This window comes from Rheinheimera sp. (assembly GCF_020217005.1).
Classification (GTDB): Bacteria; Pseudomonadota; Gammaproteobacteria; order Enterobacterales; family Alteromonadaceae; genus Pararheinheimera.
Window position 1 is genome coordinate 1 of record NZ_JAIWOI010000324.1, and the last position, 11,748, is coordinate 11,748.

Annotated in this window: 9 protein-coding genes; 6 read left to right on the forward strand and 3 right to left on the reverse strand. The window is 47.6% G+C overall.

Going from position 1 to position 11,748, the window contains the following annotated elements; all coding sequences use genetic code 11:
* Positions 1-1,669 (forward strand): TIM-barrel domain-containing protein (locus tag LDL40_RS15795; protein WP_300996412.1); only part of this gene is annotated, 1,669 nt, incomplete at its 5' end.
* Entirely contained in the window at positions 1,666-3,519 is a 1,854-nt protein-coding gene (locus LDL40_RS15800; protein ID WP_300996413.1) for a glycoside hydrolase family 13 protein, read from the forward strand. The genes LDL40_RS15795 and LDL40_RS15800, both read left to right, overlap by 4 nt.
* Here LDL40_RS15800 and LDL40_RS15805 read toward each other — a convergent pair.
* Positions 3,513-3,896, reverse strand: coding sequence for a DCC1-like thiol-disulfide oxidoreductase family protein (locus LDL40_RS15805; RefSeq protein ID WP_300996414.1), 384 nt, complete (start codon positions 3,894-3,896; stop codon positions 3,513-3,515). The two genes, LDL40_RS15800 and LDL40_RS15805, sit on opposite strands and share 7 nt — an antisense overlap.
* A gap of 156 nt (positions 3,897-4,052) precedes the next feature.
* Here LDL40_RS15805 and LDL40_RS15810 point away from each other — a divergent pair, with 156 nt between their 5' ends.
* From LDL40_RS15810 to LDL40_RS15825, 4 genes are all read left to right on the forward strand, one after another.
* Positions 4,053-4,910, forward strand: a complete 858-nt coding sequence (locus LDL40_RS15810; RefSeq protein ID WP_300996415.1) for a hypothetical protein — start codon at positions 4,053-4,055, stop codon at positions 4,908-4,910.
* A gap of 9 nt (positions 4,911-4,919) precedes the next feature.
* Entirely contained in the window at positions 4,920-5,261 is a 342-nt protein-coding gene (locus tag LDL40_RS15815; protein WP_300996416.1) for a flagellar biosynthesis regulator FlaF, read from the forward strand.
* A 285-nt stretch (positions 5,262-5,546) separates the two neighbouring features.
* The gene (locus LDL40_RS15820) at positions 5,547-7,616 is read left to right on the forward strand and encodes a M13 family metallopeptidase (protein ID WP_300996417.1); all 2,070 of its coding nucleotides are present in this window, start codon (positions 5,547-5,549) and stop codon (positions 7,614-7,616) included.
* Between the two features lie 414 nt (positions 7,617-8,030).
* The gene (locus LDL40_RS15825) at positions 8,031-9,542 is read left to right on the forward strand and encodes an MFS transporter (RefSeq protein ID WP_300996418.1); all 1,512 of its coding nucleotides are present in this window, start codon (positions 8,031-8,033) and stop codon (positions 9,540-9,542) included.
* 79 nt (positions 9,543-9,621) lie between these two features.
* Here the strand turns inward: LDL40_RS15825 and rlmF are convergent, their stop codons facing one another.
* Together rlmF and LDL40_RS15835 are read right to left on the reverse strand one after the other, a co-directional pair.
* Positions 9,622-10,557 (reverse strand): 23S rRNA (adenine(1618)-N(6))-methyltransferase RlmF, encoded by a 936-nt coding sequence (gene rlmF, locus LDL40_RS15830; RefSeq protein ID WP_300996419.1) that lies wholly within the window; start codon positions 10,555-10,557, stop codon positions 9,622-9,624.
* 23 nt (positions 10,558-10,580) lie between these two features.
* The gene (locus tag LDL40_RS15835; protein WP_300996420.1) at positions 10,581-11,621 is read right to left on the reverse strand and encodes a LacI family DNA-binding transcriptional regulator; all 1,041 of its coding nucleotides are present in this window, start codon (positions 11,619-11,621) and stop codon (positions 10,581-10,583) included.
* Between the last annotated feature and the right edge of the window lie 127 nt (positions 11,622-11,748).

Genomic DNA, 11,748 nt, shown 5'->3' on the forward strand with positions numbered 1-11,748 from the left:
GCCACCGCGTTGGGCTTTTGGTAATTTTGCCTCGCGTTTTGGTTATCACACTGAAGCCGAAACGCGCGCTATAGTGGATAAATTTGCCGTTGAAGATTTCCCGCTGGACGCTGTAGTGCTGGATTTATACTGGTTTGGGCCAGATATTCAGGGCCATATGGGCAACTTAGCCTGGGATAAAAAAGCCTTTCCAAACCCTAAAGGTATGATCAGCGACTTTAAAGCCAAAGGCGTGAATACTGTCCTGATTACAGAACCTTTTGTGTTAAGCACGTCCAGTCGTTGGGATGAAGCGGTCAAGGCCAAGGCTTTAGCCAAAGATTTAGCAGGTAAGCCTAAAACCTTCGATTTTTATTTCGGTCATACGGGTCTGGTGGATGTGTTTTCAAAAGAAGGCAGCCACTGGTTTGAAGGTATTTACAACGAGCTGGCCGACTATGGCGTAGCTGGCTGGTGGGGCGATTTAGGTGAACCTGAAGTACATCCTGCCGATGCTATTCATAGCGTCGGTACTGCCGATGAAATCCATAATGCCTATGGCCATCGTTGGGCTGAATTACTTTACAAAAACCGCTTAGACCAGCAACCAGCACAGCGGCCTATGATTATGATGCGTTCTGGTTTTGCCGGATCACAGCGCTTTGGCATGATCCCCTGGACAGGGGATGTCAGTCGCAGCTGGGACGGTTTAAAACCTCAGGTGGAATTGTCGCTGCAAATGGGTTTGTTAGGTATGGCCTATACCCACTCAGATTTAGGTGGCTTTGCCGGTGGAGAAGTCTTTGATAAAGAAATGTATATCCGCTGGCTGCAGTATGGTGTATTCCAACCTGTGTATCGCCCTCATGCACAGGAGCAAATAGCGCCAGAGCCCGTACTGCATGACCAGGAAACCAAAGATATTCTGCGTGAGTATGTGAAATTACGCTACCGCTTATTCCCCTACAACTACAGTCTGGCTTATCAAAACAGCACCACTGGTATGCCCCTGATGCGGCCGCTGTTTTTTGAAAACGAAGCAGACACCAGCTTAATTGCCAACAAAGACAGTTACTTATGGGGCGATGCCTTTTTAGTGACTCCAGTCACAGCAGCTGGAGTGACCTCTGTATCGGTGCAGTTACCCAAAGGCGTCTGGTTCGATTACTGGACGGATAAAAAATATCAGGGTGGCAATACTATCCAGCAGCCAACAGATTTAACCCGCTTGCCGGTGTTGGTGCGGGCCGGCTCTTTTGTGCCTATGGTGAACGCAGTACAAAGCTTAAAAGACTACAACAGCCGTCAGTTGGAACTGCATTATTACCATGACTCATCAGTAAATACAGCCAAAGGCCAGATGTATGAAGATGATGGTGTATCACCTGATTCGTTAAAAAGTGGCCAGTATGAGTTGCTGACTTTTAGTGCCAAGGCAACAAACGGCCTGATGCTGGAGTTCAACCGCACGGGTTTAGGATACGCCGGTATGCCAAAACAGCGTGAAGTCACCCTGGTTGTGCATCAATGGGCTAAAGCTGCAGCAGTACGGGTCAATGGCAAAACCTTGCAGTGGGTCAGCTCTGAAGCAGAGATGACAGCAGGGACAGCCTGGTTTGATCAAGCGAAGCAGCAAGTAAAGGCGAAATTTAACTGGGATCAGGCCAAAGTGAAGGTGGTACTGCAATGACAACTATTCATCACATAAAGGCAGTGCTGCTAGGGCTGCTCGTAGTGGCTCCTTCGGCTTATGCAGCTCAAATCGAACACCTGGAGCCTGCCTTTTGGTGGGCGGGTATGAAAGAGTCCAAGCTGCAACTGATGGTGCATGCGAGGGATATTCAACAAGCTAAAGTGCAACTGAATTATCCCGGCGTCAAACTCACTGGGCTGCAAAAGGTCGACAACCCCAATTATCTGTTTGTGGATTTGGAGCTAAGCCCTGATGTGAAGCCTGGCAGCTTTGAGTTGGTGTTTACAAAAAATGGCAAAACGATGGCCCGGCATAACTACAGTCTGTTAGCCCGTCAGCCAGGTTCAGCCCAGCGCCAGGGTTTTAGTCAAAAAGATCTGATTTACCTGATTACGCCGGACCGTTTTGTTAATGGCGACAGCTCGAATGATCAAGTCAAAGGATTAGCAGAAGGCTTGAACAGAGCCGCACCTGGTGGTCGGCATGGTGGCGATATTGCCGGTATGCAGCAGGCTTTGCCGTATTTGCAGCAATTGGGAGTGACGCAGATATGGCCTCAACCGCTGACAGAAAATAACAGCCCAGCCTATTCCTACCATGGTTATGCCGCTACCGACCTATATAAAATCGATCCACGTTTTGGCACTAACGGTGACTATAAAAATTTTGTGTCTGAAGCGAACAAGCTGGGGATTGGCGTGATCCAGGACATAGTGGTGAATCACATAGGTTCAAACCATTGGTGGCTTAAGGACTTACCTGAACAAAGCTGGCTGAACTACGACGCCAGTTTCCATCCGACTAACCATGCCCGCACTACGGTGCAGGATCCTTATGCCGCCAAAGTGGATGCCAAAGCTTTTGTCGATGGCTGGTTTGTCGAATCTATGCCGGACTTAAATCAACGTCATCCGCTATTAGCCACTTACTTAATTCAAAACTCGGTCTGGTGGGTGGAATACGCTAATTTATCCGGTATCCGTGAAGATACTTATTCTTATGCGGACAAAGACTTTTTGACGGCCTGGTCAAAGCGGCTGCTGAGTGAGTACCCAAACTTCAATATTGTGGGGGAGGAGTGGAGTGCCAATCCTGTAGTAGTGTCTTACTGGCAAAAAGGCAAACAAAATGCCGATGGCTATCAGTCCTTTACCCCCAGCATGATGGATTTTCCGCTCTATTACGCATTACTGTCTGCGCTGACCGAGGAAGAATCCTGGGACAAAGGCTGGGTGAAACTTTATGAGGCCTTGGGCAATGACGTGATCTATCCAAACCCAACCAATTTAGTGTTATTCGAAGGCAATCATGATACAGCCCGCTTGTTTTCGCTGTTAAATGAAGACAGGGATTTGTATCGGATGGCGATCATCTACTTGCTGACTGCACCACGTATTCCGCAGTTGTACTACGGCACTGAAATTCTGAAACAGAGTCCAAAACAACGTGACGATGGCTTAGTGCGCAGCGATTTCCCTGGCGGCTGGACCGGTGATGCTGTGAATGCTTTTACCGGACAAGGCTTAAGCAAAGCTCAGCTTGAAGCTCTGCAACTGGTGAAAAAGCTGGCGAACTATCGTAAAACTACGAGTGTGCTGCAGCTGGGCAAGATGAAACATTTCAGCCCTGCAGAGGGCGTATACAGCTATGTACGCTATCAGGATAACAGTCAGGTCTGGGTATTTTTTAATAAAAACGCCGAAGCTAAAACTGTAGACTTAAACCGTTACTCAGAGTTAATGCCGGCCCATGCCCGGTTTAAAGATGTGCTGACAGGCCAGCCCATCCAGACTAAAGGTCAATTGCAATTAGCTGGCCGGAGCAGTGTGCTGCTGGAGCTTCAATAGGGTAAAGGTGGGATTTTAAGTAGCTTTAATACTAAATTACGACCGGCCCGCAGCAAAGGATAGCTAAAGCGGGCGCGGCGCGCTGATCTAAACCAACTCAACCAGAGCCTGTTTCGCCAGTTGGGTTCGTTCATGGAAGCCAATAACTGCACCACCTCTGCGCCTTTTAACCAGCGTCCGTCCAGATACAACAGCATAGTTTGATTCAGCACCAAATCCTGCTGCTGTAGTTCTGCCAGTAACAAGGGCTCTTGCTCTGGCAAATCTCTGGCATTGAGTAAAACCAGTTCACCATACTGCTGGCGCAGACGTTGTGCCGCTACATAATTGCGACACAAAGGGCAATCACCATCATAGATCAGTACCAGGTGTCGCATAAGCTGCCTTGTTATTGAAAGCTCTACTGTAACGGAAAATCCAGAGCTTTGGTTCTGTGGCGATAAAATAGCCGCTTTTTGATTGGCGAAACAGCAACACAAGGTTAAACTAGTAAGTAGTTTAATTTCTGGCCGCCAGTCCAGATGGAGTTTGTCATGATTAACAATGTCACCTCGGGTTATATTCCTTCAACCCCTACAGCCAATACTGCTACAACACAGGCTTCAGCCAGTGCTTCTACTTCAAGCAGCACGGCATCGACCAGCAAAAAGGCCGAATTGGAATTTAGCCCGGGACGTAACTCTGCCAAAGATTATTCTGCTGTGCAGCAAAGTCTGGCCAAAGGCAAAGGTGCAGTGGAAAGTGCTCAGGCTGCTACTACTGATATCAAAGACTCTTTGGTGAAGGTGCGTGAAGTGGCCACTAAGCTGGCGGATGATTCCTTAGCCGCGCCGCAACGTGAAAAGTTACAAAAAGAATATGCGTCATTACGTTCTGGTATAGAAAAGTCGCTGGAAAGTGCAAGCTATAAAGGCGCTGATGGTGGCAAAGGCGTCAATTTGCTTACAGATAAAGATGCGACAAAAGTAACCACCAACAGTTATGGCAGCCAATCTGAGCTAAGCAGCAGTAAACTGGATAAAAGCTTAGGTTTACCAGAAAAAATTGGTTCTGCTGCTGATGCAAAAGCCTTGTTAAATGGTAAAGAGGGTAAAACCAGCGCTTTAGCCTCAGCGGAAAAATCTGTAAATGAAAGCTCTGAGCGTTTAGCCAAAGAAGACAAAAAGCTCAAAGCGCAACTGGAAACCGCCACTGCTGTCAGTAAAGCGGCGAGCAGCCTCGAGGCTGAACGCACAGGAGGCCGTAATTCAAGCCGCACTGCACCTGATGAAGAAAGTAGAGCTGCATTATTAAAGCAAGCGGATGAAACCCGTCAGCAACTGAAACAACAAACTTTGGGTTTAGGCAATAAAGATCAAGGCGCGCGCTCTTTGCTGAGCCTGTTCAGTTAAGCCACTCCAATGCGAAATCCGCTGGATATTTATCGTACTACCCGTCTTTTAGCGTCGAACACCAAAGCCCTTGAGGCCCAGGTGTTTCGTCGTGTCTTGTATCAATTAGAGCAGGCACCGCAGGGCTCTGAACTGGAGCAAATTAAGGCTCTGGCGGATCTCAGAGTGCTGTGGTTGACTGTGCTGGGTTTAGTGACAGATCCGGACAATCATCTTCCGTCCACTTTGCAACAGAATTTGCAGCAATTAGCATTAGCCGTGGTTGCTGAGTTGGATTTGCCTGTCGCTGAACAGGACAGAGATTGGCTGGTACAAGTGACCAGCCAAATCGCTGCTGGTCTGGAAGACTGATTTAGTCTGAAGTCGTTAACCATCAACCCGCTCAGACATTTATCCGGTTTGAGTGACCACTAGTCGCAGTCTTTGCCTTTCAACTGGACAATAGCCTCCTTTTCTTTACACTGGATTTGCGTAAAAACCAAATAACTATACCCAAAGTAATTGGAGATGCAGGGAGGCGACAAGGGCATGAGACCCCGGGAGCATAGTAGTGCTATGTGACTAGGGCGAGCGCTTGCAGTCAACAAAGCTGTAGCTTCAAGTGCGAAGGGAATAAAAACCATTCCAGGAAGAAGCATGTTAAAAAAAACAACATTAGCCCTCGCTGTGCTGATGGCTCTGACAGGCTGTGACAACGCCCAAACTCCGACGCAATCCATCGAAACTCCAACCGCAGCGGTAGCTGAAGTTAAGACCTTAACTTCAGGTATTGAAATTGCCAATATGGATACCAGCGTCAAGCCCCAGCAGGATTTTTTCCGTTATGTAAACGGTAACTGGCTGGCAAAAACTGAAATTCCCGCTGATAAAGGCCGCTGGGGTAGTTTTGACGAACTGCGTGAAAATGCCGACAAGCAAGTTCTGGCCATAGTGCAGGAACTGGCTGCTAAAACAGCGGAAACTGGTTCTGATAATCAGAAGATTTCTGACTTTTACCGCTCTTATATGGATACAGCCAAATTAGATACTTTAGGTTTAGAGCCATTAAAAGCCGATTTTGCCAAAGTAGATGCTCTGACCTCCCATGCCGACTTAGCTAAACTATGGGGCGAACTGCAGGCCGATCGGACAGGCACTCCTGTGGTGTTGTATGTTGGCCAGGATCAGAAAGCTTCGGATCAATATATTGCTCAAGCCAATCAGGCTGGTTTAGGTATGCCTGACCGGGACTATTATCTGAACACTGATGAAAAGTCGAAGGAAATTCAGCAAAAATATCAGGCTTATATCAGTAAAGTGGCTGAACTGGCCGGCTGGGCTGAACCTGCAAAAGTGGCTGCTACTGTTTATGCCATTGAAAACAAATTAGCAGAAGCTCAATGGAGCCGGGTGCAAAACCGCGATCGTAATGCAACTTACAATAAACTCAATCTGGCCCAATTGGCAGATACAGCTCCGGGTTTTGATTGGGCGGCTTTATTAAGCGCAGCCAAACTGGCTGGCGTAAAAGAGCTGGTGGTGCGTCAACCCACTTATCTGACTGCTTTTGCCAAACTGCAAGCTGATATCCCTGTTGCAGACTGGCAAACCTACTTAAAATTCCATATGGTTCGTGCCAATAGCCAATTATTGGCTAGCAGCTTTGATCAGGCCAGTTTTGAGTTTTACGGTAAAACCTTGTCAGGCTTAGAAGCGCAGCGTGATCGTGAGAAACGTGCTGTGTCTGCACTGGAAGAGTCTTTAGGTTTTATGTTGGGTAAAATCTATGTGGAACGTCACTTTAAGCCTGAAGCCAAAGAGCGTATGGATCAGCTGATCAAAAACCTGAGAGTTGCCTTTAAACAGGCTATTGATGGTCTGGAGTGGATGAGTCCTGAAACCAAAAAAGCGGCGCAGGAAAAGCTGACTAAGTTTAACGCTAAGATTGGTTACCCGGATGTATGGCGTGACTACAGCTGTCTGGAGATAAAAGCCGATGACTTAATTGGTAATATGCAGCGTAGCAACCAATGCGAATTCGACCGTATGGTGGCCAAATTAGGCAAACCTGTGGATCGTACTGAATGGGGTATGACCCCTCAGACAGTCAACGCTTATTACAGCTCTACCATGAATGAAATTGTTTTCCCTGCCGCTATTTTGCAGCCACCGTTTTTTAATGTGGATGCCGATGATGCGGTGAACTACGGTGCTATAGGTGGCGTGATAGGCCATGAAATTACCCATGGTTTTGACGATCAGGGCCGTCGTTCAGATGGTAACGGCAACTTAACCGATTGGTGGCAGCCAACAGATGCAGAGCAATTTAAAAAACGTGCTCAGCTAATGATTGACCAGTACAGTGCATTCAACCCTATTGATGATTTAAAACTGCAAGGCGCTTTGGGCTTGGGTGAAAACATTGCCGACTTAGGGGGGTTAACTGTAGCTTTTAAAGCCTATCAAAACTCCTTGAATGGCAAACCTGCTGCTGTGATTGATGGCTTTAGTGGTGATCAGCGTTTCTTTATGGGCTGGTCTCAGGTCTGGCGTATCAAGTTCCGTGATGCATCTTTGCGTCAGCAAGTGATCACCGGACCTCACTCACCCGGTATGTACCGTGTGTTGGGGGTGTTATCGAATATGCCTGAGTTTTATCAAACCTTTGACGTCAAACCTGGTGACGGTATGTACCGGGATGAATCGGTTCGGGTCAAAATCTGGTAAGCAATACGGCCCAGATAAAAAGGACGCTCTTTAGCGTCCTTTTTTGCCTTCGTTCTTAGCACTGAAGTGTTATTAACCCTCCTTGAGTCTGATTCACTGGTCGCCTGACTGAAACAACAATTACTTTGGCAGGTTGCTGTATGGCATAGTAGATTTAGACTGTGGTTGAAAGTGGTGCCTGGCCTGACCTGAATACGTATTCATCTTGTTGTACAGCACGTATCGCTGTTCTAATCGGGCACCCTATAAAAGCAAGTGCAGCATAACAAGACTGTCACAGAGATCCCAGGATGCAGGTCAGCAGACCCAAAGCCAAAGTGCTTCACCTGAGATCTAAGCCGTATTTTATTCAAGAGTGGCTGATTAGAGGATTAAAGTCTTTAATACAGCTGCCGGACTCAACAGGACAATGATATGCAACAAAAGCCTAATCTCAGTTTCTGGCAGATCTGGAACATGTGTTTTGGATTCCTTGGCATCCAGTTTGGTTTTGCTTTGCAAAACGGTAACGTCAGCCGGATTTTCCAGACCTTGGGTGCCAGCATAGATGAAATCCCTATTTTGTGGATAGCTGCACCTTTAACAGGGTTGCTGGTTCAGCCCTTAATTGGTCACTTCAGTGATAAAACCTGGACCAAGCTGGGCCGCCGCAGGCCGTTTTTTCTTTATGGCGCTATAGTCACTACGCTTGCTTTGTTTTTTATGCCAAATTCCCCAGGCTTATGGATAGCAGCCGGTATGTTGTGGATTCTAGACGCTGCTATCAACGTCACTATGGAGCCATTCCGTGCATTTGTCGGCGATAATTTAAACGCCAAACAGCGGCCTATGGGCTTTTCAATGCAAAGTTTCTTTATTGGCGTGGGCGCTGTGATCGCTTCTGCTTTGCCCTGGATCCTGACGAACTGGTTTAATGTCGCTAATACGGCGCCTGAAGGTCAGATCCCTGATTCGGTTAAATATTCCTTTTACACCGGTGGTGCCGTGTTACTCCTGGCTGTGCTTTGGACAGTGATCCGTAGCAAAGAATACAGCCCGGCTGAACTGGCAGAGTATGAAAAAGCGGAAATGGCAGAGCCACATCATCAGGCACCGGCTATGCAGCCTGCAGGTTCGGGTAAAACCTACTTTCATCGTGGCTGGGCTTTTGTGCTGGTTGGTATTATTTGTCTGACGGTTGTGTACAACTGGGACATGGATAAGCAGTTGTATATTTTGGGTGGTGGCCTGGCTGCTTTTGGTTTGTTGCAATGGCTGACCAGCTGGTATAAAACCAAAGAAAACTACACTATGCTGGTGCAAATCATCGACGATTTGTACAGTATGCCTATTACCATGAGGCGCTTAGCTGTAGTGCAGTTTTTCTCCTGGTTTGCGTTGTTTTCCTTATGGATTTACACCACTGCAGCCGTGACAGCGACTCATTATGGCAGCAGCGATACCACCTCAGCGGCCTACAACGAAGGCGCGGATTGGGTAGGTATTCTGTTTGCTATTTACAACGGCTTTGCCGCTATTGCCGCTTTATTAATTCCAATTATGGTGCGTAAGTCCAGCATTCAACTGACCCATAGTTTTAATCTGGTTTGCGGTGCTTTTGGTTTATTTGGTTTTATGTGGATTGAAGACCCGCTGATGTTGTGGATCCCAATGATAGGTATAGGCATGGCATGGGCGTCGATTTTATCCCTGCCTTATGCGTTATTAGCCGACAGCCTGCCGGCTAATAAAATGGGGGTCTATATGGGGATATTTAATATCTTTATCGTGTTACCACAGTTGCTGGCTGCCAGTATTTTGGGCTCCCTGGTCAACCATCTGTTTGAGAAACAAGCTATTTATGCCTTGGTTATAGGTGGGGTCAGCTGGATTATTGCAGCCTTGTATGTGCTCAGAGTAAAAACCCGCCGTCTGGCTTCGAAATAATCAGCCCCTTGAGAGTTCTCCCGCTTCTGGCCATGTTTCGCGATGGACAGGCCAGAAGCACCTATCTCTTATTCTCTTTTTAGTTTTTCTGCCATCTGAATTGCGCCCAAAGCTGACGCTGTTTATCAGTCATAAAACTCCAGGCTAAAATCCGGCTTTGCTTATTGCCCTGATGCATCTCAAGTAACTGCTGTTCTGCGCCCAATGCCGTCAGTTGCTGCTGCAGTGCTGGCAGGTTCTGTTGTTTTGACACCAGGCTACTAAACCACAAGACTTGCGAGCCGTAACTCTGGCTCTGTTCTATCATCAGCCGGATAAAGGTGGCTTCTCCGCCATCACACCAGAGTTCATGCGAACGGCCAGCAAAGTTTAATTCGGCACTGTTAAGCCCAAGATTACGGGCTTTACGTTGACTGCCTGCTATGGCCTGTTCAGCCGAGGTGTGAAAAGGGGGGTTGCACAAGGTCAGATCAAATAGGTCACCGGCTTGAATAATGCCGTGAAAAATATGGGCCGGGTTTTGCTGTGACCTTAAGGCTATTCTATGCTGCAGCTGATTCTGTTCAATTAACAGCTCAGCGGCCGCCAGAGCTTGCGGATCAAGCTCTGCAGCCGTGACTTTCCAGCCATATTCAGCCTGCGCCAACAAGGGATAGATCAGGTTCGCGCCACAACCTATGTCCAGAAGTTGCACTTTAGCACCTGTGGGTACTTTGTGTTTGTTCAGCCTGGCTAACAGATCTGCCAAGTAATGCAGATAGTCCGCCCGACCCGGTACAGCGGGGCATAAAAAACCATCTGGCAACTGCCAGTGTTCGACTGAGTACAGCTGTTTTAACAATGCCTGATTCAGGGTTTTGACCGCATCAGGGTTTGCAAAGTCTATGGAAGGGGTGCCGTAGCCATTGTCGCGGACAAAAGCAGCTAAAGCAGGAACCGCCGCACAGAGGGCGGCGAAATCATAAGGCTGCAGATGCTTGTTGCGTGGATGCAGAGTTTTACCGGGTGTATTCATCGCTGGGGGACCAGGGCGGCAGCTTAAAGCTCTGCGGCACCACAAGATTGACGGATAATAATTTTAGGCTGAATTTCGGTCAGTTCCACTGGCTGATGGTTAATCAGTTTTAACAAATTGACCACCAACATTTCTCCCGCTAAAGAGGTATTCTGTTGAATAGTGGTTAAAGCCGGCGAGGAAAATGAGGCCACCGGGATATCGTCAAAACCAACAACTGCTACATCTTCCGGCACCTTGAGGCCTTTTTTCTGTAAAGCGCGGATAGCGCCTATAGCTATCAGATCGCTGGCACAAAATAAGGCATCAAAGCTTTTGCCCTGTGCATGTAATTCATTAATCGCATCAAAGCCAGCCTGTTCTGTGGAGATAGCGTCAAGTTGCGCCACTGTATCTCCGGCTATACCAGCTTGTTCCAGTGCGTGCACCATACCCTGATAACGAGCCAAAAACTCAGGACTGTGATCCGAAGCATTGCCAATAAAAGCAAAACGTTTTCGCCCTTGTGCTAATAAATGTTGACCAGCAAGTTTTCCCCCTTGCAGATTATTGCTGCGAATAGTGAATTCAGGATGGCCATGCACTTCAGCACCCCAACAAACAAAGTGGGTCTGCTGAGCTAGCAGCGTATTGAGTTTTTCTTCGTAGTCTTTGTAGTCGCCGTACCCCAATAAAATAATACCGTCGGCTTTTTTGCTGTCTTCATAGTCGGCATGCCAGTCGTTGCTTAATTGCTGGAAAGAGACCAATAAGTCGTGGCCACGTTGGCTGCAAGCCCGGGTGATACTACCAAGCATTGCGAGGAAAAATGGATTAATCTGGGATTCGTCTACAGTAGGGTCTTCAAACAGCAATAAGGCCAAAGTACCAGTCGTCTGTTTGCGCAAATTACTGGCATTTTTATCGACCTTGTAATTGAGCTGCTTGGCAATAGCGAAAATTTTATCTTTGGTTTCCTGATTAACAGCCGGGCTGTCACGCAATGCACGTGAAACTGTGGATTGCGATACGCCGGCCAGGTAGGCGATATCAAAAGAGGTCGCTTTTCCTTTCATTGGTGTCATCGGGGCTATTCCTGGCTGATCTGTTGACTTCATATACCCTTCTTACTTGAAGCTGCAGCTGCGTTGACTGCGCTCTATAGCCCCAATCACATAGAATGACTATGCTCTTGGGGTCTCTATCTCTTGT